Annotated in this window: 24 protein-coding genes; 17 read left to right on the top strand and 7 right to left on the bottom strand. The window is 68.3% G+C overall.

From position 1 onward, the window contains the following. Nucleotides 1-4 precede the first annotated feature (4 nt). Complete coding sequence (locus AC069I_RS25815; protein ID WP_192745809.1) at nt 5-1,807, top strand: carbamoyltransferase family protein; 1,803 nt, start codon at nt 5-7, stop codon at nt 1,805-1,807. Then, nucleotides 1,804-2,496 (top strand): hypothetical protein, encoded by a 693-nt coding sequence (locus AC069I_RS25810; protein WP_478227695.1) that lies wholly within the window; start codon nt 1,804-1,806, stop codon nt 2,494-2,496. Before AC069I_RS25815 ends, AC069I_RS25810 begins: the two co-directional genes overlap by 4 nt. 455 nt (nt 2,497-2,951) lie before the next feature. Here AC069I_RS25810 and hemW read toward each other — a convergent pair whose 3' ends face one another. From hemW to AC069I_RS25795, 3 genes are all read right to left on the bottom strand, one after another. Further along, nucleotides 2,952-4,166: a radical SAM family heme chaperone HemW gene (gene hemW / locus AC069I_RS25805; protein ID WP_478266560.1), complete on the bottom strand. Its 1,215-nt coding sequence runs from the start codon at nt 4,164-4,166 to the stop codon at nt 2,952-2,954. 65 nt (nt 4,167-4,231) lie between these two features. Beyond that, on the bottom strand, nt 4,232-4,588 hold the full coding sequence (locus AC069I_RS25800; protein WP_478266559.1) for a hypothetical protein: 357 nt from the start codon (nt 4,586-4,588) through the stop codon (nt 4,232-4,234). Between the two features lie 85 nt (nt 4,589-4,673). After that, on the bottom strand, nt 4,674-5,087 hold the full coding sequence (locus tag AC069I_RS25795; protein ID WP_126729537.1) for a VOC family protein: 414 nt from the start codon (nt 5,085-5,087) through the stop codon (nt 4,674-4,676). 83 nt (nt 5,088-5,170) lie between these two features. On the opposite strand from AC069I_RS25795, the gene AC069I_RS25790 reads away from it, so the two are divergent. The 10 genes from AC069I_RS25790 (at nt 5,171) to AC069I_RS25745 (ending at nt 13,154) form a co-directional block, all read left to right on the top strand. Further along, nucleotides 5,171-5,743, top strand: coding sequence for a TetR/AcrR family transcriptional regulator (locus tag AC069I_RS25790; RefSeq protein WP_125676199.1), 573 nt, complete (start codon nt 5,171-5,173; stop codon nt 5,741-5,743). 153 nt (nt 5,744-5,896) lie between these two features. Then, nucleotides 5,897-5,983: a putative leader peptide gene (locus AC069I_RS25785; RefSeq protein WP_360907593.1), complete on the top strand. Its 87-nt coding sequence runs from the start codon at nt 5,897-5,899 to the stop codon at nt 5,981-5,983. A 36-nt stretch (nt 5,984-6,019) separates the two neighbouring features. Continuing rightward, nucleotides 6,020-7,714: a nitrite/sulfite reductase gene (locus AC069I_RS25780; protein ID WP_478266558.1), complete on the top strand. Its 1,695-nt coding sequence runs from the start codon at nt 6,020-6,022 to the stop codon at nt 7,712-7,714. After that, nucleotides 7,711-7,863 carry an eL43 family ribosomal protein gene (locus AC069I_RS25775; protein ID WP_007034818.1) on the top strand — a complete coding sequence of 51 codons (153 nt, stop codon included), beginning with the start codon at nt 7,711-7,713 and terminating at the stop codon, nt 7,861-7,863. Before AC069I_RS25780 ends, AC069I_RS25775 begins: the two co-directional genes overlap by 4 nt. Beyond that, nucleotides 7,860-8,555, top strand: coding sequence for a phosphoadenylyl-sulfate reductase (locus AC069I_RS25770; RefSeq protein WP_192745816.1), 696 nt, complete (start codon nt 7,860-7,862; stop codon nt 8,553-8,555). The genes AC069I_RS25775 and AC069I_RS25770 overlap by 4 nt, the downstream gene beginning before the upstream one ends. Before the next feature lie 11 nt (nt 8,556-8,566). Beyond that, nucleotides 8,567-9,487 carry a sulfate adenylyltransferase subunit CysD gene (gene cysD / locus AC069I_RS25765; RefSeq protein ID WP_478227691.1) on the top strand — a complete coding sequence of 307 codons (921 nt, stop codon included), beginning with the start codon at nt 8,567-8,569 and terminating at the stop codon, nt 9,485-9,487. Continuing rightward, nucleotides 9,487-10,749 (top strand): sulfate adenylyltransferase subunit 1, encoded by a 1,263-nt coding sequence (locus tag AC069I_RS25760; protein ID WP_478227690.1) that lies wholly within the window; start codon nt 9,487-9,489, stop codon nt 10,747-10,749. Before cysD ends, AC069I_RS25760 begins: the two co-directional genes overlap by 1 nt. Then, a complete protein-coding gene (locus tag AC069I_RS25755) occupies nt 10,746-11,483 on the top strand; it encodes a sirohydrochlorin chelatase (protein WP_478227689.1) in 738 nt (245 codons plus the stop codon). Before AC069I_RS25760 ends, AC069I_RS25755 begins: the two co-directional genes overlap by 4 nt. A gap of 194 nt (nt 11,484-11,677) precedes the next feature. Beyond that, the gene (locus AC069I_RS25750; protein ID WP_478227688.1) at nt 11,678-12,301 is read left to right on the top strand and encodes a cyclase; all 624 of its coding nucleotides are present in this window, start codon (nt 11,678-11,680) and stop codon (nt 12,299-12,301) included. A gap of 79 nt (nt 12,302-12,380) precedes the next feature. After that, the gene (locus tag AC069I_RS25745; RefSeq protein ID WP_478227687.1) at nt 12,381-13,154 is read left to right on the top strand and encodes an enoyl-CoA hydratase-related protein; all 774 of its coding nucleotides are present in this window, start codon (nt 12,381-12,383) and stop codon (nt 13,152-13,154) included. Here the strand turns inward: AC069I_RS25745 and AC069I_RS25740 are convergent. The 3 genes from AC069I_RS25740 to AC069I_RS25730 are packed head-to-tail and all read right to left on the bottom strand — an operon-like array spanning nt 13,151 to nt 14,198. Continuing rightward, the gene (locus AC069I_RS25740) at nt 13,151-13,507 is read right to left on the bottom strand and encodes a barstar family protein (RefSeq protein WP_478227686.1); all 357 of its coding nucleotides are present in this window, start codon (nt 13,505-13,507) and stop codon (nt 13,151-13,153) included. The genes AC069I_RS25745 and AC069I_RS25740 overlap by 4 nt on opposite strands. Beyond that, on the bottom strand, nt 13,504-13,983 hold the full coding sequence (locus AC069I_RS25735) for a guanyl-specific ribonuclease (protein ID WP_478227685.1): 480 nt from the start codon (nt 13,981-13,983) through the stop codon (nt 13,504-13,506). The genes AC069I_RS25740 and AC069I_RS25735 overlap by 4 nt, the downstream gene beginning before the upstream one ends. Before the next feature lie 11 nt (nt 13,984-13,994). Continuing rightward, nucleotides 13,995-14,198, bottom strand: coding sequence for a hypothetical protein (locus AC069I_RS25730; protein ID WP_340685474.1), 204 nt, complete (start codon nt 14,196-14,198; stop codon nt 13,995-13,997). Nucleotides 14,199-14,257: 59 nt separating this feature from the next. On the opposite strand from AC069I_RS25730, the gene AC069I_RS25725 reads away from it, so the two are divergent. The 3 genes from AC069I_RS25725 (at nt 14,258) to AC069I_RS25715 (ending at nt 18,005) form a co-directional block, all read left to right on the top strand. Continuing rightward, nucleotides 14,258-15,235 (top strand): zinc-binding dehydrogenase, encoded by a 978-nt coding sequence (locus AC069I_RS25725; RefSeq protein ID WP_478227684.1) that lies wholly within the window; start codon nt 14,258-14,260, stop codon nt 15,233-15,235. Between the two features lie 171 nt (nt 15,236-15,406). Then, on the top strand, nt 15,407-16,450 hold the full coding sequence (locus tag AC069I_RS25720; RefSeq protein WP_478266557.1) for an alpha/beta hydrolase: 1,044 nt from the start codon (nt 15,407-15,409) through the stop codon (nt 16,448-16,450). A gap of 79 nt (nt 16,451-16,529) precedes the next feature. Continuing rightward, nucleotides 16,530-18,005, top strand: coding sequence for an amino acid permease (locus tag AC069I_RS25715; RefSeq protein ID WP_478266556.1), 1,476 nt, complete (start codon nt 16,530-16,532; stop codon nt 18,003-18,005). Here the strand turns inward: AC069I_RS25715 and AC069I_RS25710 are convergent. Continuing rightward, nucleotides 17,980-19,029 (bottom strand): nitronate monooxygenase, encoded by a 1,050-nt coding sequence (locus AC069I_RS25710; protein WP_478266555.1) that lies wholly within the window; start codon nt 19,027-19,029, stop codon nt 17,980-17,982. The two genes, AC069I_RS25715 and AC069I_RS25710, sit on opposite strands and share 26 nt — an antisense overlap. 154 nt (nt 19,030-19,183) lie before the next feature. On the opposite strand from AC069I_RS25710, the gene AC069I_RS25705 reads away from it, so the two are divergent. Both AC069I_RS25705 and AC069I_RS25700 read left to right on the top strand, forming a co-directional pair. Next, on the top strand, nt 19,184-20,947 hold the full coding sequence (locus AC069I_RS25705) for a family 20 glycosylhydrolase (RefSeq protein WP_478266554.1): 1,764 nt from the start codon (nt 19,184-19,186) through the stop codon (nt 20,945-20,947). 57 nt (nt 20,948-21,004) lie between these two features. Then, nucleotides 21,005-21,451, top strand: a complete 447-nt coding sequence (locus AC069I_RS25700) for a pyridoxamine 5'-phosphate oxidase family protein (RefSeq protein WP_478266553.1) — start codon at nt 21,005-21,007, stop codon at nt 21,449-21,451. The last annotated feature ends 39 nt before the right edge of the window (nt 21,452-21,490 follow it).

Raw genomic sequence — 21,490 nt, 5'->3', positions numbered from 1 at the left:
GGAAATGTACGTACTGGGAATCAGCAGGGTCCACGACTCGGCGGCCGCGCTCGTGCGCGACGGCGAGATCATCGCATTCGCCGAAGAAGAACGCTTCACCCGGAAGAAGCACGACGGGGACTTCCCCGCGGAGGCGATCAAGTTCTGCCTGGAGCGCGGCGGGATCACCCTCGCCGACGTCGACCACGTCGCCTACTACTGGCAGCGCTGGCGCGAAGGCATCCACGCGGCGAAGGTGTTCGCGAAGTACTTCCCGGCGACGCTGGAGGTGTTCCGCAACCAGAACGGTGACGAGGGCGGCTCCTCGGCGGGAATGGTGGAGACGTTCAAGACCGGTGGCGGCAAGGGCGTCGACGACTACCACGTCGGCGGCGCGGTGCTCGCGCACATCAAGCGGTCCTTCACCCTCGAACGCGACGTGAAGGAGGCCGTGGGCTGGACCGGCCCGACGAAGTTCAAGACGCATCTGGTCGACCACCACAAGGCGCACGCCGCCAGCGGATACTTCATCTCGCCGTGGGAAGAGTCGGCGGTGCTCACCTTCGACGGTATCGGCAGCGACGGCACCGCGACCTACCTGGGGCACGGCAAGGGAAACCGGATCATCGACATCCGGCGGATCAAGTTCCCGCACTCGCTCGGCGCGATGTACGCCGGCGTCACCGGTTACCTCGGCTTCTACCCCACCCGTGACGAAGGCAAGATCATGGGGCTGGCGCCGCTCGGCAACGACACCTACGTCGACGCGTTCAAACAGCTGATCCACCTCGACGACGACGGCGGCTACGAGCTCGATTTGAGCTTCTTCGGCCACCACCGCACCGGCAAGCACGTGATGTCGAAGAAGTTCACCGACCTGTTCGGCCCGGCACGGCCCAAGACCAGGGTCACCGCGGAGAACCCGGTGCCGCAGCACTACTGCGACGTCGCCTACGCGTTGCAGGTCACCCTGGAGGAAGCCGGATTGCACATCGCGCGCTGGCTGCAGCGGGAAACCGGGTCGCGCCGGCTGTGCGTCGCGGGCGGTGTCGCGCTGAACAGCGTGATGAACGGGCGGATCCTGCTGGAGACCCCGTTCGAGGACTTCTTCGCTCAGCCCGCGGCCGCAGACGACGGCTGTGCGCTCGGCTCGGCGCTGGAGGTGTCGGTCGGCAAGTACGGCAAGCCGCGTCCTCGCGACGGCTACACCTACACCGGGCCCGACTACACCGAGGCGGAGATGGAACTGGCACTGCAGGACGCCGGGGTCCGCTACACCAAGGTCGACGACATCGCCGCGCACACGGCGAAGAAGATCTCCGAGGGCAAGATCATCGGCTGGGTGCAGGGCCGGATGGAATGCGGGCCGCGTGCGCTCGGCAACCGCTCGCTGGTGGCCGACCCGCGCGACCCCGATTCGAAGACGCGGATGAACGAGAAGGTCAAGCACCGCGAGGCCTTCCGGCCGTTCGCGCCGTCGTGCCTGGCGGAACGCGCGGGCGACTGGTTCGTCAGCGACTACCCGTCGCCGGTCATGCTGCTGGTGTTCGACGTCCTGCCGGACAAACGCGACGAGGTCCCGGCCATCACCCACGTCGACGGGACGGCCCGCGTGCAGACGGTGACCGAATCGGACAACCCGCTGTACTACCGGATGATCAGCGAGTTCGAGAAGATCACCGGGGTGCCGATGGTGGTCAACACCTCGTTCAACGACAACAACGAACCGATCGTCGCCAGCCCGGCCGACGCGGTGGCCTGCTACCTCAAGACCGACGTCGACGCGCTCGCCCTCGGGCCGTTCTGGGCAGAGAAGGACGACCTGTGACCGCGACACTGCCCGACACCGACGGCTGGATTCCCGCGCTCTACCGGCGGCGGAAATGGCTGTGGCTGGTACCCGCCGTCCCGGCCGTGGTGACCACGCTGCTGATCATGGTGATCCTGCCGCCGGACCAGACGCTGGACAACCTCGTCGACTGGGCGTTCAAGCTGTGCCCGTTCGTGTTCGCGGTCGCCACGGTGGCGCTCTTCCCGCGCACCAAATGGGGTCCGGCGCTGATCGTGCTCGCGGTGTTCGTCTATATGTCCTATTTGGACACCGAGCTGATCATGCGGATCCAGGCGTTCGCCAGGAACGCCGCCACCGACGAGGACGCCTTCCAGCCGGTGTACCAGTTCGAACTGTTCATCGTGACGTTCATCGTCCTGTTCGGGCTGATGGCATACCGGCTCGGCGGCGGCCGGACGGCGAACGTGCTCAAGACCGGGATCGCGGCGATCCTCGTGGTGATCTCGGGCGCGAACGACCTGACGTTCTGGGCGCTCAACGACGTCTGGGCGGCCGGGACGAAACCGACCGAGCTGAAGTGGGCGTCGCACATGATCGTGTTCCTCGGCGGACCGCCGAGCGTTCCGGTCGCGGTGATGTTCATGCTGGTGCACCTGGTGCTGGCGGCGATCGTGGTAGCACTGCCGGTGGGCCGATGGGTGGACCGGGCACTGGGGCTCACGTGAGTCGGCGCGTGTCGGGCTCTGTTGACGGGTAAGGCAAACGTGGCGTGCCGGAGTTGACGACAGGAGCAGGCCTCGGCAAAGAGACCCGACACGTTCTCATTTGTCCATAAAGGACACTTTTCGCGGTGAAAGTGCCGATCTAGGCGATTTGCACGGCTTCACAAGGGGGCCGTTAGTGATAAAGAGGATCAGAACACCACTTGCCACTCACACCCCTTATCGAAACCGCACATCTAGTCAACAAACAGACATTCCACCGCCGGAATGTGTCCCTTGTGGACACTCAAGACACAGCCAAGTCCTGCCGGCCAGTCCAGAACCACCACACCACGAAGACCGCTTCTCCCACCTTGAAGTCAGCAAAGGTGGCGTGTCCGTGAAGGCCTCCTTCCCTACTCTCAAGGTAACGAAGGAGGCCTTCACGGACTTCGTGCCGCAACAGACCTGCCCGCCACTCAGGTGAGCCGGCGCACCAGACCGTCCGCCAGCAACCGCCCGCGATCGGTCAGCACCGCACGTCCCTGACGGTCCAAAGCGGACTGATCCAGCAGTCCTTCGGCGGCGGCGGCGCGGGCTTCGGCCCGGCCGTCGTCGTCGAGCGCGTCGAGCGGCAGCCCTTCGGACAGCCGGAGTTCCAGCATCACGCGTTCCAGATGCCGGTCCTCTTCGGTCAGCAGTTCGCGGCCCGCGGCAGGCGATTCCCCGGCCGCGAGGGACGCGGCGTAGCGGGCCGGGTGCTTGACGTTCCACCACCGGACGCCGCCGACGTGGCTGTGCGCGCCGGGCCCGGCGCCCCACCAGTCGCCGCCGCGCCAGTAGCCGATGTTGTGCCGGCAGCGGGCTTCCTCCGAGGTCGCCCAGTTGGACACCTCGTACCAGCGCAACCCCGCCGAAGCGAGGACACGGTCGATCATCTCGTAGTCGGCGGCCAGCACGTCGTCGTCCGGCGCGGGCAGTTCGCCACGACGGATGCGGCGGGCGAGCGCGGTGCCCTCTTCGACGATCAGCGCGTACGCCGAGACGTGGTCGACCCCGGCGGCCAGCACCGCGTCCAGCGAAGCCTGGAGGTCCTCGGTCCGCTCCCCCGGCGTGCCGTAGATGACGTCGAGGTTGACGTGCTCGAACCCCGCGGCGCGGGCCTCTTCGGCGGCCGCGACCGGACGGCCCGGAGTGTGCGCGCGGTCGAGGATCTTCAGCACGTGCTGCGCGGCCGATTGCATCCCGAGCGAGATCCGGTTGTACCCGGCGTCTCGGATCCCCGCGAAGAACTCGGGCGAGGTGGACTCGGGATTGGACTCCGTAGTCACCTCGGCGTCCGGCGCGAGCCCGAAGGTGTCACGGACGGCGTCGAGAACGCTTCGGAGCCCGTCGGCGCCGAGCAGGGACGGGGTGCCGCCGCCGACGAAGACGGTGTCGACCGCGGGCGGCTTCCCCAGCACGCGCGCGGCCAGGTCGAACTCGCGCTTGAGGCCTTCGAGCCAGGACTGCGGCGACGAACCGCTCTCCAGCTCTCCGGCGGTGTAGGTGTTGAAGTCGCAATAGCCGCAGCGGGTCGCGCAGAAGGGGACGTGCACGTAGACACCGAACGGTCGCGTGCCGAGCCCTTCCAGCGCGCTCTCGGGGAGCGCGGACTCGACGGGCGTGGTGGTTTCTGGCAGCAACGCGGGCACACCCCAGTGTCCCCCACGCAGTGAAGGCCTCCTTCCCCGGGGAAAGAGGCCTTCACACCGAAGCGCTATCTGTCGGCGATGCGCACCTTGACCGACGTGGAGCGGGTGCCGTCCTCGAACCGCACCCAGACGAGGGTCTCCATGCTCAGCGAGTAGTCGTTGACCACGTGGTCCACCGACCACTCGCCGTCGTCGTCCGTGACGGCGTCGCGGCTCATGGCGACCTCGACCAGCACCGTATGGGCCAGGTGTCCCCGGACGTTCGGCGAGCAGCCGACCGCCTCGAACCGGTACGAGTCACCCTTGTGCAGCACCGCCCCCTCGTCAGGCGAGATCAGCCTGCAACCCTGCTGAGCCCCGGAAGCGGTACCGGGGATCAGCAGGGACGCCAGCACCATCGCGGCGACCACCCATCGGCGCATGCGCAACTCCTCCGTCCTCTGTGGATCGGAGATCGAAGCTAGCGGCGTCGGCGGCCTCGCGCGGCCTCACTCACCCGAAGCGGTACTAGGCCAACCCGTTCGCGGCCAGCCATTCCGGCGACGGCGGGATCACCTCGATGATGTCGATCAGGAAGCCATTGAGGTCCTCGATGTAGAAGTGCCGCTGGCCGAACTCCTCATCCACGAGCTCGGTGACGATCTTGACTCCCTCCTCGCGCAGCCGCTCGTACTCGGCCGCCGCGTCGTCGACCATGAAACCGACCATGGAGCCGGCCGCTTCCTGCGCTCGCCACGGCTCCGGCGTGGCCTTGTGACCACGCTTGGCGAAGCTCATTTCGTAGCCGGGGACGCCGACGTTGAGGCTGGAGAACCAGTCGAGCTCGATCGTCACCGTCAACTGCATGTGCCGCTTCCACCAGGCGGTGGTCTCGGCGATGTCGTCGACGAGCACACAGGCACCGAAACCGCTGAGTTGCATCTGGTGTTTCCTCCCAGTTCTAAACCACTTGATGCGTAGTACTATAGACATAGTGGTTTGACTGAGGCAAGGAGAATGTCCCGATGCGACAGAACCCGGAGCGCAGGACCGCGCTGACCGACGCCGCCATCACCGTCCTCGCCCGCGAGGGCGCGCGCGGGCTCACCTACCGCGCCGTGGACGTCGAAGCGGACGTCCCGCCAGGAACGACGTCGAACTACTTCCGGAACCGGGATCAACTGCTCGGCGAGGTCGGCGTCCGCGTGCACGAGCGGCTGTCGGCACCGGCGGACGTGATGGCGAACCCGCAGGCCGAGTCGCCGTCCCACGACCGGGTCGGCGTCCTGCTCGGCGAGCTCATGGGACGGCTGACCGCTCACCGCGAGCCCTATCTCGCCCTCCTCGAACTCCGGCTCGAAGCCACCCGGCGCCCGGATCTCTCGGCAGAGCTGACCAAGACCATCCGCGAGGGCATCGACATGAGCGTCGACTGGCATATCGCGGCGGGGATGCCGGGCGGGCGCCCCGAGGTCCTGCTGATGTACCTCGCGTTGACCGGGCTCACCGTCGAACGGCTGACCCTGCCGGAGGTACTCGCGGACGTCACCGACGAGGAGGTCATCCGGATCATCGTGGACCGCGTTCTCCCGTCGTGAGGAGCGCGCGTTCTGCGTCACAATGCCCGGCCGCGAACCCGGGACTTGACCTTCAAGCGGGCCTTTGACCAGCAGAAACAGCTGAATCCGGGCGGTGTTCCCAGCATTCGGACCGGCCTGGACCACATAGTGGGCGCGTGGCACGCTGAATCAATGACCCGCGCCGGAATCACCCTCGTGGCACGCCGCCACGTGGATCTCCGTCGCGTGGCGAGCGCGCTCTGTGCGACGAACCGCTGACTCCCCGCCACCACCACGATCTGCCGGAGGACTCCCATGTCGTCGCCCACGCGCGAGACCCCTGCCCGCACGCCCCGGGTGAAACAGAAACGGGGCGAGGGACAGTGGGCACTGGGGTATCGCGAACCCCTGAACCCCAACGAGCGGTCCAAAAAGGACGACAACCCGCTCAACGTCCGTGCGCGGATCGAGAACATCTACGCCCGCGGCGGCTTCGATTCGATCGACCCGGGTGACCTCCGCGGCCGGTTCCGCTGGTTCGGTCTCTACACCCAGCGCAAGCCGGGGATCGACGGCGGCCGCACAGCGACGCTGGAACCCGAAGAGCTCGACGACCGCTACTTCATGCTGCGGGTGCGGCTCGACGGCGGCGCGCTGACCACCGACCAGCTCGCCGTGCTCGGCGAGATCTCGCAGACCCACGCGCGCGACACCGCCGACATCACCGACCGGCAGAACATCCAGTACCACTGGATCCAGATCGAAGACGTCCCGACGATCTGGGCGAAGCTCGAAAAGGCCGGGATGACCACGCTGGAGGCGTGCGGCGACAGCCCGCGCGTCATCCTCGGCTCCCCGGTCGCGGGCATCGCCGCCGACGAGATCATCGACGGCACCCCCGCGATCGACGAGATCAAACGCCGCTACATCGGCGACCCGCGCTACTCGAACCTGCCGCGCAAGTTCAAGACCGCGGTCTCCGGGCAGCAGGACGTCGCGCACGAGATCAACGACGTCGCCTTCGTCGGCGTGAACCATCCCGAGCACGGCCCCGGCTTCGACGTCTGGGTCGGTGGCGGGCTGTCCACCAACCCGATGATCGGGCAGCGGCTGGGCGCCTGGGTCTCCCTCGACGAGGTCCCCGACGTGTGGGAAGGCGTGATCAGCGTCTTCCGCGACTACGGCTACCGGCGGCTCCGCGCCCGCGCCCGGATCAAGTTCCTGGTGAAGGACTGGGGCGCCGCGAAGTTCCGCCAGGTTCTGGAAGACGAGTACCTCAAGCGCAAGCTGACCGACGGCCCGGCACCCGAGGTGCCCGCCGCCCAGATCGACCACGTCGGCGTGCACCCGCAGATCGACGGGAAGTTCTACGTGGGCGCCGCGCCGGTCGCGGGCCGCGTCTCCGGCGCCACCCTGCTGGCCGTCGCGAAGGCCGCCGAGCGGGCCGGGTCGAACCGCGTCCGCCTGACCCCGCACCAGAAGCTCGTGGTCCTCGACGTCCCCGAGGCCGAGGTGAACGGGCTGAAGAGCGAGCTGGCCGATCTCGGCTTGGAGACCGAGCCTTCGCCGTGGCGCCGCGGGATCATGGCCTGCACCGGCCTGGAATTCTGCAAACTCGCGATCGTCGAGACCAAGGCCCGCGCGATCGAACTGGTCACCGAACTGGAAAAGCGTCTCGCCGACATCCAAGCAGAGATCGAGAACCCGGTGACCGTGCACCTCAACGGCTGCCCCAACTCGTGCGCCCGCGTCCAGACCGCCGACATCGGGCTCAAGGGCCAGATCGTCACCGACGAGGACGGCAAGCAGGTCGAAGGCTTCCAGGTGCACCTCGGCGGTGGGCTCGGCCTCGACGCCGGATTCGGCCGGAAACTGCGCGGGCACAAAGTGACCGCGTCGGAGCTGACCGCGTACGTCGAACGGGTCGTGCGGGCGTACATCGCCGGCCGCGAACCCGGCGAGCGGTTCGCCCAGTGGGTCCTGCGGGCCGACGAGAGCGTCTTGCAATGACCGAGCGCGCGACCCCGTACCACTGCCCTTTCTGTGGCGATGAAGACCTGCGGCCCGAAGAGGGCGGCTCGTGGCTGTGCTCGGGCTGCCGCCGGGTCTTCACCGTGAAGTTCCTCGGACTGTCCTTTCCGGAGGTGTCGCAAGGATGACCGCCACGGCCGACTACAAGACGCTCGCCGAACGGGCTTCGAAGGAGCTCGCGGAGGCGACCGCGACCGAAGCTCTCCGCTGGACCGCGGAGACCTTCGGTGACGACTTCATCGTCGCCTCCAACATGCAGGACGCCGTCCTCATCGATCTGGCCACCCAGGTCAAACCCGACGTCGACGTGCTGTTCCTGCAGACCGGCTACCACTTCCCGGAGACCATCGGCACCCGTGACGCGGTGCAGGCGGTGTACCCGGGCGTGCGGATAGTCAACGCCGAGGCCGAACAGAGCGTCGCCGAACAGGACGCCGAGTACGGCCCGAAGCTGCACGAGCGCGACCCGAACCAGTGCTGTCACCTGCGCAAGGTCGTGCCGCTGCGGAATACGCTCGCGAAGTACTCGGCGTGGGTGACCGGCGTCCGCCGCGTCGACGCGCCGACCCGCGCGAACACCCCCATCGTCACCTGGGACGACCGCAACGGGCTGGTGAAGATCAACCCGATCGCGCCGTGGTCCGACGACGAGTTCAGGGACTACATCGACGAGCACGGGATTCTCGAGAACCCGTTGGTGTCCATCGGTTATCTGTCGATCGGCTGCGCGCCGTGCACCGCCAAGGTCGCCCCGGGCCAGGACCCGCGCAGCGGCCGCTGGGCCGGGCAGGGCAAGACCGAATGCGGCCTCCACGGGTGAGAAGGGACGAAATGACCACGCTCGTACCGGCCACAGATGCGGCGCAGGACAACCTCGCCGCACTGGAATCCGAGGCCATCCACATCTTCCGCGAGGTGGCGGGTGAGTTCGACCGGCCGGTGATCCTGTTCTCCGGCGGCAAGGACTCGACGCTCCTGCTGCACCTGGCGATCAAGGCGTTCTGGCCCGCTCCGGTGCCGTTCCCGTTGCTGCACGTGGACACCGGGCACAACTTCGACGAGGTCATCGACTTCCGCGACCGCGTCGTCGAGCGGCACGGGCTGCGGCTGGTGGTGGCGAAGGTCCAGGACTGGATCGACGACGGCAGGCTCGAAGAGCGCGCCGACGGGATGCGCAACCCGCTGCAGACCACGCCGCTGCTCGACACGATCGCCGAGAACAAGTTCGACGCGGTCTTCGGCGGCGGGCGCCGCGACGAGGAGCGCGCTCGCGCCAAGGAGCGGATCTTCAGTCTGCGCAACGCTTTCGGCCAGTGGGAGCCGCGACGGCAGCGCCCCGAACTGTGGAACCTCTACAACGGCCGTCACCGTCCCGGCGAGCAGGTCCGCGTCTTCCCGCTGTCCAACTGGACCGAGGCGGACGTCTGGAACTACATCGCGCGGGAGAAGGTCGAGCTGCCGTCGATCTACTACGCGCACCGGCGCGAGGTCTATCAGCGCGACGGCATGTGGCTGACCGAAGGCCCATGGGGCGGGCCGCGGCCGGACGAGGTCGTCAAGGAACTGACCGTGCGCTACCGGACCGTCGGCGACGGTTCGTGCACGGGCGCCATCGAATCGACCGCCGCCACGGTGGACGAGGTCATCGCCGAGGTTTCGGCCTCCCGGCTCACCGAGCGCGGCGCCACCCGCGCCGACGACCGGATGTCGGAGGCGGCGATGGAAGACCGCAAGCGGGAAGGGTACTTCTGATGTCCAGCCTCCTCAGGCTCGCGACCGCGGGCAGCGTGGACGACGGGAAGTCGACCCTGGTCGGGCGGCTCCTGTACGACACCAAATCCGTCCTCGCCGACCAGCTGGATGCGGTCACCCGCGCCAGTGTCGACAAAGGACTGTCCACTCCGGACCTCTCCCTGCTCGTGGACGGCCTGCGCTCGGAACGCGAGCAGGGCATCACGATCGACGTGGCGTACCGGTACTTCGCGACGCCCAGGCGCAGTTTCGTGCTCGCGGACACGCCCGGCCACGTGCAGTACACGCGGAACACGGTGACCGGGGCATCGACCGCGCAGCTGGCCGTGCTGCTGGTCGACGCGCGCAAGGGCGTCATCGAGCAGACCCGCCGTCACGCCGCCGTACTCGCCCTGCTCGGCGTCCCGAACCTGGTGCTGGCGGTCAACAAGATCGACCTCGTCGGCTACGACGAAGCGACGTTCACCGTGATCGCCGAGGAGTTCGCCGAGCACGCCGCGTCCCTGGGCTACGAACGGGGCTCCGTGCTCGCGGTGCCGGTTTCGGCGCTGGTGGGCGACAACGTGGCGGAGAAGTCGGACAAGACCCCGTGGTACTCCGGCCCGACCCTGCTGGAGCACCTGGAAACCGTGCCGGTGGCGCCGGATCCGCACGATTCGGCGTTCCGCTTCCCGGTGCAGTACGTGATCCGGCCGCGCACTGCCGACCACCCCGACTACCGCGGGTACGCGGGGCAGATCGCGGCGGGCACAGTCCGGCCCGGTGACGAGATCGTCGTGCTCCCGCAGGGAATCCGCAGCCGGGTGGAGGGCATCGACACCGCCGACGGGCCGCTCGCCGAAGCCGGCGCCGGTACCTCGGTGACCCTGTTGCTCACCGACGATGTCGACATCTCGCGAGGCGACCTGATCGCCGCCGCCGACCGGCAGCCGACGGTGACCGACGAGATCACCGCGACGTTGTGCTGGCTCTCGGCCAAGGCGCTGAAACCGGGCGCGCGGGTGCTGGTGAAGCACGGGACGCGGACGGTGCAGGCCCTCGTCGGCGAGCTCCACGCACGGTTCGACGAGCAGACCTTGTCCAGTGTGGACGACCCGGGCACGTTGGAACTCAACGACATCGGCCGGGTCACGCTCCGGCTGGCGGAGGAGATCGGCGTCGACGACTACGGCGTCAGCCCGCGGACGGGCGCTTTCCTGGTCATCGACCCGAAGGACGGCGATACACTGGCGGCCGGACTCGTCGGCGAAAGGTTCGCATGACCCCACCCCTCCTCGCCGTCGCCCACGGCAGCCGCGACCCGCGGTCCGCCGCGACCATCCGCGCCCTGCTCGGCGTCTCCCGTGGGCTGGCGCCGGGCCTCGATATCCGCGAGTCCTTTTTGGATCTCTCGGAGCCGTTGCTCACCGACGCCCTGCGCGGCCTCTACGCCGAGGGACACCGCGAGGTCGTCGTGGTGCCCCTGCTGCTCGGCGTCGCGTACCACGCCCGGGTCGACCTGCCCGCGCTCGTCGCCGAGGTGACCGCGGACTGCCCGGGCCTCGACGTGCGGGTTTCCGGGGTGCTGGGGATCGATCCGCTCATCGAGACGGTCGCGCTGGACCGGCTCACCGAGGCGGGCGCCGAGCTCGACGACCCCGGGCTGGGTGTCCTGCTGGCGGGCGTCGGCTCGTCGAACGTCGCGGCGAACGACGCGGTCGCCGGGATCACCACCCGCTGGCACCTGCGCCGCGGATTGCTCGCGACGCCCGCCTTCGCCAGCGCCGCGCAGCCGGACGTGCCGGCCGCCATCGCACGGCTGCGCCTCAACGGCGCACAGCGGCTCGCGGTCGCGGGCTGGTTCCTCGCGCCAGGGCTGCTGCCGGACCGGATCGCGCGGCTGGCCCGCGAAGCCGACCCGTCGGTGATCGTCGCCGGGCCGCTGGGGCCGGATCCGCGGATCGCCAGGCTCGTCCTGGACCGCTACGACGTCGCCGCCTCCCGGCTCGCCGCCTGATCATTCATCGGCGCAGTAGAGCGGCGCGTCCCGTTCGGATGCTTGATACCGATTTTCGGTGGGTTCCGTTCCCAGTTCCGTGACACCCCGCGTATGGGAACGGAGATTTCTTGACGAGTTACTTAACTTGCCGGTAACTCTCTAAACGCTGCGCAGCTCCCTCTCTCCCCATCGAACCCCCAGGTAGGTGGAACATGAAGGCTGCCATCCGTGCCCTGGTCTGCGCCTCGGCCGCGCTCGTCCCGCTCGTCGGGCTCGCCGCACCGGCTTCCGCGGCGACCACCGTCGTCTTCGACTGCGAGGCGAAGCCGCCGCTCGTCGGCAACAAGTACCTCAAGCTGAACCAGGACGCCGACGTCACCGCTCCGGCCACGGTCGCCCCCGGCGCCGCGCTCGACGTCGTCATCGATCCGGCGCCGAACACGGTCCCGGCCGAAGTCAGCGGCTACCAGGTCAAGAACATCAAGGACTTCTCACTGAAGATCCCGATCCCGGCGAACTCGACCTGGGTGGGCGCCGACCTCGCCGGCGGCTCCGGCATCGGCTCGACCCCGCCGAAGATCACCGTCTCCGGCAGCGTCGCGACGCTGAGCTTCCCCGGCCCGATCGCGGGCGGCTCGACGTTCGAACTGCCGACCGTGACCGCGCACCTCACCGCGGGCTCGTCCGGCACCATCGAGACGAAACTGGGCGGGACCAGCTACAGCGACCCGGGCCTGACGTTCACCGCCGTGGTCAGCGCCGGTTTCGACGTCTCCGCCCCGACCGCCTGTTTCCCGAATCCGAGCCCGACCTTCACCACGACGACGATCGGCTGACCAGTGCCTGCGCCACCGTCGGTGGAGATGGTGGCGCAGGCCACTGCCCTGCCTGTCTTCGCCCATGCGAAGGTGAGGCATGGCTGACGAACTGGTGCACTACGACGTGGTGGGCGGCACCGCCACGATCACCTTGGACTCCCCGCACAACCGCAACGCGCTCTCCGCCCAGCTGCGGCGTGAACTGAGCGAATCGCTGGACAAGGCACGGGCGGACGACGCGGTGCGGGTCATCGTGCTCACCCACACCGGTCCGGTGTTCTGCGCGGGAATGGATCTCAAAGAGGCCCGCGGCGCCGGTGCGGGCGCCCAGGGCGTCAACGAGTTCCCGAAGATCCTCGAGCAGCTGTGGACCAGCCCCAAACCTGTCGTGGCCAAGCTGGCGGGCCCCGCGCGGGCGGGCGGTATCGGCATGGTGGCCGCGACCGACATCGCCGTGGCCGTCCACGAAGCGACCTTCGCCTTTTCCGAGGTGCGGATCGGCGTCGTGCCCGCCGTCATCTCGCTCACCGTGCTGCCGCGGCTCAACGCCCGCGCCGCGCACGAGCTCTTCTTGACCGGTGACACCTTCGACGCGAATCGCGCCGTCGAGATCGGCCTGTTGAACTCCGCCGTCCCCGCCGACGAACTCGACGGCGAGGTCGCCCGCTACGTCAAGGCACTCGCCCTCGGCGGGCCGAAGGCGCTCGCGGCCACGAAGGAACTGCTCAGCAAGCCTCGCCCGGCGACACCGTCCGAAGGCTTCGAGGCCATGAACAAGCTGTCCGCCGGGTTCTTCGCGAGCGAAGAAGGCCAGGAGGGCATCACGGCCTTCGCGCAGAAGCGCAAGCCGAACTGGGTCCCGGAGGCCTAATCCGGCAAGACGACAGTGAGGCGCCGGGAGTCCTTCCGGGCACCGGAGGGCCCCAGCGCCCGCTGCGCGTCGGAAAGCACGCTGCGGACGGCCAGGTACGCCTTGGGATCGCGCTCCCTGAGGCCCGAGGAACCGGACCAGATCAGCACGTGCTCGCCGACCGGGAGCCACGACAGGTCGGTGAGGCAGTCGTAGAGCGCGTCGAGATTCTTCCCGAAGTAATCAGGGAACGACAGCGCCTCCGCGATCGCGTCGAGCGTCGTGTCCTTGTCGACCGTCCGCGCGCCGTCGATCAGATGCGGATACGCGCCGCGGGCGAACGCCTTGTCCGCCGCTTCCTTGCCCGCGCTCATCGGCTGGGATCCACTACGACGAAGGACTTGTAGTGGTCGTCGGTGTAGTACAGCTCCTTGCCGCTACCGGTCACCAGCCGCCTGGCCCCGCGATCGGGGCTGCCCGGCGTCTTGACCGTGTACTCCCGGTAGTAGCCGGACCCCTTGGCGGGCAGGACCTTCTCCCGGTTCTGGAAGGTGACGTCGTCGTTGCGCGGATACGGGTACGGCCCACCCGCCTGGATGAGCTTCCAGGTGTCGGACGCCTGCGGGGGAAGTCCGGTGAGCGGTTTGACCGGGAGACCCGACTCCGCGCCCGCGACCTCGCCCTTCGCCTGGCTCGCCGCGGCATCGCCCGAAGGCGCGGCCGAAGCGGACGAGCTCGCCGGAGCGCTCTTCGTGTCGTCACCACTGATGCCGTCCTTGACGAACCAGCCTGCGAGCACCAGCACGATCAGGCCGATCAGGGCGGCGGTGATCCGCCTACGGTTGAACATGGTGTGCCAGCTTAGGACGGCCGGTCGGGGTCGTTCGCATCGCGGGCCGTGCCGAAGAGCCGGGCGACCTTTCCGAACACCGAGTCGAGCACCCAGGCCGCGACCAGGCACAGCGGCACGACGACCGCCATGACCAGTACGAACTGCACGGGAAACGGGGCCTGCGCGAGCCACAGCTCGACGCCGTCCCACCAGTCTGCGAGCCCGTTGAACACGATGTGAGCCTACGCTCGCACCCACTGCCACCGCCGGTCAGGCCATGTAGGTTGCTGACATGTTCGCCGTCTACGCATCCGAACCCAACGCCGAAAAGCCGCTGGACTCGCTGGTGATCGGCGAGCGACCCGAGCCCGACGTGCCCGAAGGCTGGGTGCGGGTCAACGTCAAGGCAGCCAGCCTCAACATGCACGACCTGTGGACGTTGCGCGGCGTCGGCATCAAACCAGAGCAGTTCCCGATGATCCTGGGTTGCGACGGCGCGGGCACCCTCGACGACGGCACCGAGGTCGTCGTCCACTCGGTGATCAACGCCCCGGGCTGGCAGGGCGACGACACTCTCGACCCGAAGCGCACCCTGCTCACCGAGAAGTACCAAGGCACTTTCGCCGAGCAGGTCGTAGTTCCGGCCCGCAACGTCGTGCCGAAGCCGTCGAGCCTGACCTTCGCGGAAGCCGCGACCATGGGCACGGCGTGGCTGACCGCGTATCGGATGCTGTTCGTGAAGTCCGGGCTGCGACCGGGGCAGACGATGCTCGTGCAAGGCGCCTCCGGCGGCGTCTCGACCGCCCTCGTCCAACTCGGGCGCGCGGCCGGGTTCCGGGTCTGGGTGACCGGGCGTAGCGAGGAAAAGCGTGCGCTGGCCGAGAATCTGGGCGCACATCAGACCTTTGAGTCCGGCGCGCGACTGCCGGAGCGGGTCGACGCCGTCTTCGAAACCGTCGGGAAGGCGACCTGGTCGCATTCGGTGAAGTCGCTCAAACCGGGCGGGATCATCGTCGTTTCCGGCTCGACCAGCGGACCGGATGCTCACGCGGAGTTGCAGCGCGTGTTCTTTCTGCAACTGCGTATCGCGGGTTCGACCATGGGGACCAGGGACGAACTGAACGATCTTCTCGCCTACCTGGAACTCACGGGGGTGCGTCCGCGGATCGGCGCCGAACTGCCGTTCGCGGAGGCCGAAACCGGGTTTAAGAACATGCTCGACGGGGAAACCTCCGGCAAGGTGGTCTTCACGCATTCATCGGAGGGGTGAGCCCTCCTCCGCGCCACGATGAAACGCGCACACAGGCGCACGTCCGCGCGTTCCGCGCAGGTCAAACAGTTATTTCGCAGTCTTGTCAAGTGTCAAGAACGTTATGACTCGGGGAGCTTTTCACGACCAAAGTTCGACCAAAATCCGACCTCTCGCGGTTAGCCTTGAAGGATGACCGCATCGCAGCGGCCCGAACCGGCGGACCCGGGGGGCCGGACCACCACCGACACCGACCCGATCCGCGTCTCGTTCCGGCGCTACGCCGGTGTCCGCACCAGAGTGCTCGAAGTCGGGCCGCAGCCGGTGGAGTCCACCGACCGCGCCCCACGGCGGGTGCTCGGTAAGCGGGCCACCGCGCGCGGACAGGTCAAGCCGACGGCGCCGAGGCTGGTGCTGCTGCACGGCTATTGCGACAGCGCCGACACCTGGCGCCCGGTTCTGGAGCTGCTCGCGGCCGCCGGTGTTCCGGCGGTCGCGGTCGATCTGCCCGGATTCGGTGACGCTCAGCCACTGCGGCCGGGCCCGATGCTCCCGCAGCTGGACGCGTTCACCGCGGCCGTGGTCAAGGAGCAGGCGGTACTCGGCACGGTGGTGCTCGCCGGCAACTCGCTCGGCGGCACGATGAGCCTCCGGGCCGCCGAGAACCACCGCCTGCCGGTCGCGGGCGTGGTCTCGATCGCCGCACCCGGTTTCGTGGACAGCTGGCTCATCCGCACCGTGGCCCGATACCCGCTGCCGCTCCGGATGTACTCGGCCCTGCCGCTGCCGATTCCCGGTTTCCTTGTGCGCGCCGTCGCCGAGCAGGTCGTCCCCCGGCTGCTGTACGCCGACTCCTCCGTCGCGGACGCCGCTCAGGTCCGCCGGTTCACCTCGCTGTTCCCGGACTACCGGTCCACCACCACCCGGCTCGAACAGGCGAGGCAACTCGTCGAAGAGCTGGCGAACGCGTACCGGCTCGAGGAAATCCGGGTCCCGCTCCTGGTGGTCGTCTGTGGCAAGGACAAGCTGGTCAGCGCAGCCTCCGGGCGCCAGCTGCATGCGCTGGTCCCGCACAGCAGGCTGATGGTGCGCGGGGACTGGGGCCACTGCCCCCAGCTGGACGACCCCGTCGAGATCTCCGAGCTGCTGACCTACTTCTCCGCCGGCGCGTCCAGGCCGTCGAAGATCGCCGCTCGCGTGGCCGCCGAAGTGAGCGAGGACACCGTCGCCGGATAGGTGCGATGTCCCGACTCCCGCTACGGTGCCCTTCGGACTGTGACCCAGTCCGAAGGGCACAACCTGTTGGGAGACGACGATGTCCGCACCGCGCAGCCTGGGCTCGGGATCCGGGATTTTCCGCCGTAAACCGATCGATCAGATCCAAGAACTCAGCGGGGGCGGAGGGCTCCAGCGCACGCTCGGCCTGCGACAGCTCACCGCGATCGGCGTCGGCGGCATCATCGGTGCGGGGATCTTCTCCCTGGCCGGCGCGGTCGCGAACAAGACGGCCGGACCCGCCGTGCTCATCTCGTTCCTCATCGCGGGTATCGCCAGCGCCGCGGCCGCGTTCTCCTACGCCGAGTTCGCCGGGCTGATCCCCCGCGCCGGGTCGGCCTACACCTACGGCTACACCGTGCTGGGCGAGATCGTCGGCTGGTTCATCGGCTGGGATCTGCTGCTGGAGTACACCGCGATCGTGGCGGTGGTCGCGATCGGCATCTCCGGCTACTTCAACGAACTGCTGGGCTACCTCAACATCGAGCTCCCGACGTGGATGCTGGGCGCTCCGGGCACCGAAACGGGCGATGTCGCACCGGGGTCCTACAAGATCAACCTGTTCGCCGTGCTGCTGTGCCTGCTGATCGCCTTCATCCTCAACCAGGGCATGAAGAACGCGGCCCGGTTCGAAACGCTGCTGGTCTACCTGAAGGTCGGCCTGGTCCTGTTGGTCATCGTCGTCGGCGTCTTCCACATCAACACCGAGAACTACTCGAACTTCTTCCCGTTCGGCCTCAGTGGCGCGTTCACCGGCGCGGCGACCGTGTTCTTCGCCGTCTTCGGTTACGACGCCATGTCCACCGCGGCCGAGGAGTCGACCGACTCCCAGAAGCACATGCCGAAGGCGATCATCTACTCGCTCGCCATCTCGATGGTGCTCTATGTGCTCGCCTGCCTGGTCCTGACCGGGATGGTCAACTACAAGGACATCGACAGCGAGGCCGCCTTCTCCAGCGCCTTCGCCAGCCTCGGCATGAAGTGGCTCGGCCTGATCATCGCCGTCGGCGCGATCATCGGTATCACCACGGTGCTGTTCACCTTCCTCATGGGCGCGAGCCGGGTCGGCTACTCGATGAGCCGCGACGGCCTGCTGCCCAAGTGGTTCAGCAAGACCCACCCGGTCCGCAAGGTGCCGAGCCGGATGACCTGGGTGCTCGGCATCGCGTCGGCGATCATCGCCGGGCTGCTGCCCATCGGCGAGGCCGCGGAACTGACGAACATCGGCATCCTGCTCGCCTTCGTCGTCGTCTGCATCGCGGTGATCGTCCTGCGCTACAAACAGCCCGACCTGCCCCGCACGTTCAAGACGCCGGGCATGCCGATCGTGCCGATCATCGGCGTCGTCTTCTCGATCTGGCTGATCACGTTCCTGAACCCGGAGACCTGGCTGCGGTTCGCCGCCTGGTTCGGCATCGGCCTGATCATCTACTTCGCCTACAGCCGCCGCCACTCCGCGATGAACGCGGACAACGGCGACGCGAAGCATGTCAGCGGAGACGACTCAAACGCGTAGCGGCTTCGCGGGCTTCGGCCTGGAGGCGTTCGACGATCGACGCCACCGGGCCGGAGCCCGCGAGTTCGTAGGTCTGCCCCGCGTAGAGGGACATGATCTCGGGGTCGCCCGCCTTGCCCGCCGCCGCGCGGATCGGTTTGGTCAGGTTGTTGACCTCCGGATACGCCGACGGCGCCGTGGCCGAGAAGTCCGCGACCACGCGGTTGACCAGTGACCGGGCGGGACGCCCGCTGAACGCCCTGGTGAACGCCGTCGGCCTTCCTCCGTCCGCGAGCGCCTGCCGGTGCGCGGGCTGCGTCCCGGCCTCGTCCGCCCGCAGGAAAGCGGTGCCCAGCTGTGCCGCGACGGCCCCCGCCACCAGCACCGCCGCGATATCGCCGCCGTGCACCAGCCCGCCCGTCGCGATGAGCGGCAAATCCGTTCGTACCGAGACGAGGCGGAGCAGGCTGAGGACGCCGTACTGCGCGCCCCCGCCTTCGGCACCGGGCTCGTCAGCGAAAAGCCCTCGATGCGCTCCGGCCTCGAATCCCTGGACCACGAGGGCGTCCGCGCCGACAGCCACGGCCTGATCGGCCTCCGCCGGACTGGTGACAGTGACAGCCACCCTGCTCCCGTTGGCGTGCAAGCGTTCGACATCCTCGGGCGAAGGTGCGCCGAAGGTGAACGAGACGACCGGCACCTTCCGCTCAAGGACGACCTCGAGCTTCGCGGCGTAGGCATCGTCGTCCCAGCGCGGCTCGCCGGGTTCGACGCCGTGACGTTCGGCCTCCGCGCGCCAGCGCTCGACATGCGCGCCGAGATCCGCCTCAGCGGCGCCACCTGAGACGAAGAGGTTCACGCCGAACGGCTCGCCGGTCAGCGCGGCCGTCTTCGCGATCCGGTCCGAGAGGGCGTCGGCGCTCAGATAGCCCCCGGCCAGGAAGCCGAATCCTCCCGCCGCGGTCACCGCGGCCACGAGCTCGGGAGTGGTCGGCCCGCCCGCCATCGGGGCCGCGATCACGGGAAAACGCAGATCTTCGAACACGTTTCCGACGATAGACCCCTCGTGGCGACACGGAATGTGACGTTCGAGTCACTCCGAGATTCCCTCTTGGTGGTCTAGACCTTTGACGCCGAGAATGCGACGATCGAGCCAGCGCGTGACGTGCGTCACGCCCCCTGTCCCCTGGAGGCACCCGGTGAAGACCTTGAAAGCGCGGCTGGGCCGCGCCTTCGTCGGGGTGGCGCTGCTCGCCGGCGCCACCACCGCAGCCGCCCCCGTCGCCGACGCGGCCACTCCGCCACTGCAGGCGATTGTCCCGGTCCCGGTCTCGGTCCGTGCGGTCACCGGCTCCGACCACACCTTGACCACGAACACCAAGATCTACACCCAGGCCGGTTCGGCACAGGCCAAGGCCGTCGGCGACTACCTCGCCGGGATCCTCCGCACGTCCACCGGCTTCCCCCTGCCTGTCTCCGACGCGCCGTCGGGCACACCAGCCGACGGCATCTCGCTACTCCTGTCCGGCGCCGACTCTCGTGTCGGCGACCAGGGCTACCAGCTCAACTCGACGTCCGCTTCGGTCGTCCTGCGCGCTACGACACCGCAAGGTCTCTTCGGTGGCATACAGACACTGCGGCAGCTGCTGCCGGGCAAAATCGAAAGCTCCACGGTCCAGCAGGGGCCCTGGACGGTCCCGGGTGCCGACATCCTGGACTACCCGCGATTCGGCTACCGCGGCGCGATGCTCGACGTCGCCCGGCACTTCCATCCGGTCGCCACGGTCAAGCGGTACATCGACCAGCTGGCGCAGTACAAGATCAACAACCTGCACCTGCACCTCGCCGACGACCAGGGCTGGCGCATCCAGATCGACAGCTGGCCGCGGCTGACCACCTACGGCGGCAGCACCCAGGTCGGTGGTGGCGCCGGCGGCTACTACACCAAGGCGCAGTACACGGAGATCGTGAACTACGCGGCCTCGCGGTTCATCACGGTCATCCCGGAGATCGACATGCCCGGGCACACCAACGCCGCCCTGGCCTCGTACGCCGAGCTGAACTGCAACAACACCGCTCCCCCGCTGCGCACCGACACCGCCGTCGGCTACAGCTCCCTCTGCATCTCGAAAGAGATCACCTACACCTTCGTCAACGACGTCATCCGCGAGGTCGCCGCGCTGACGCCCGGGCCGTACTTCCACCTCGGCGGCGACGAGGCCCAGGCCACCAGCGACGCGGACTACCGCACGTTCATGAACCGGGTGCTGCCGATGGTGGCCGCCGCGGGCAAGCAGGTCGTCGGCTGGCACGAGATCGGCAAGGCCACCCTGCCCGCCACGGCGACTCCGCAGTTCTGGGGCACGACGACGTCCAGCACGGAGGTCACGAACGCCGTCGCCCGCGGCAGCAAGGTGATCCTGTCGCCGGCGAACAAGGCCTACCTGGACATGAAGTACAACTCCAGTACCCCGATCGGGCTCTCGTGGGCCGGCTACATCGAGGTCCAGGACGCCTACAGCTGGAATCCGGGCACCTACCTCTCCGGCGTGCCCGAATCCGCCGTTCGCGGCGTCGAATCGCCGCTGTGGACCGAAACCGTCGTCACCCCGGCGAACATCGACTACCTCGCCTTCCCCCGGCTCCCCGCGCACGCCGAACTCGGCTGGTCGCCGTGGTCGACCCACGATTGGAACACCTTCCGAGTACGCCTCGGCGCTCAAGCCCCGCGGTGGCAGGCCCAGGGCCTCGACTACTACAAGTCGAGCCAAGTGCCTTGGGAAACCGGATCCGGGAACCCGGGCACCTGCTCGCTCCCCGCCTGGGACCGCGCTTCGGTCTACACCGGAGGAGCGACCGTCTCCCACAACGGGCACAAGTGGACGGCGCAGTGGTGGACGCAAGGCGAGGAACCCGGCGCAGGCGGCCAATGGGGTGTCTGGCGCGACAACGGCACCTGCTGATCCTTCCGTTGGTCCGCTCGGCCCTCTTCCCCTGGCCGGGCGGGCTACGGTGGCCCCATGGACGCAGACCTCGAACTCGTCCGCACCCTTTCCTTGCGCGAAAACGGACTCGCGACCGTCTCGACGGTCCGCGCGGACGGCACCGTCCACTCCTCGGTGGTCAACGCCGGCGTCTTCGAAGACCCGGTCACCAAGACACCGGGAGTCGCCTTCGTGGCGATGGGCGGGGTGAAGAAACTCGACCTGTTCCGCCGGGCCGGCCACGCCACGGTCACCTTCCGGCGCGGCTGGGAGTGGGCGGCGGTCCAGGGAAGCACGCACCTGATCGGACCGGACGACCCGGACCCGGACTTCGACCCGGCAGGCCTCCCCCGGTTGCTGCGCGAGGTCTTCATCGCGGCGACGGGGACCCACGACGACTGGGACGAGTACGACCGCGTGATGGCCGCCGAACGCCGGGTCGCCGTCTTCGTCACGGCGAACCGCATCAGCGGGAATCGCTGACGCGAAAAGGCCGCCCGGATCATGATCCGGGCGGCCTTT

It is taken from the genome of Amycolatopsis sp. NPDC043885, assembly GCF_056435685.1.
The sequence above is the reverse complement of the archived record's forward strand: the minus strand, read 5'-3'. Positions and strand labels throughout refer to the sequence as shown.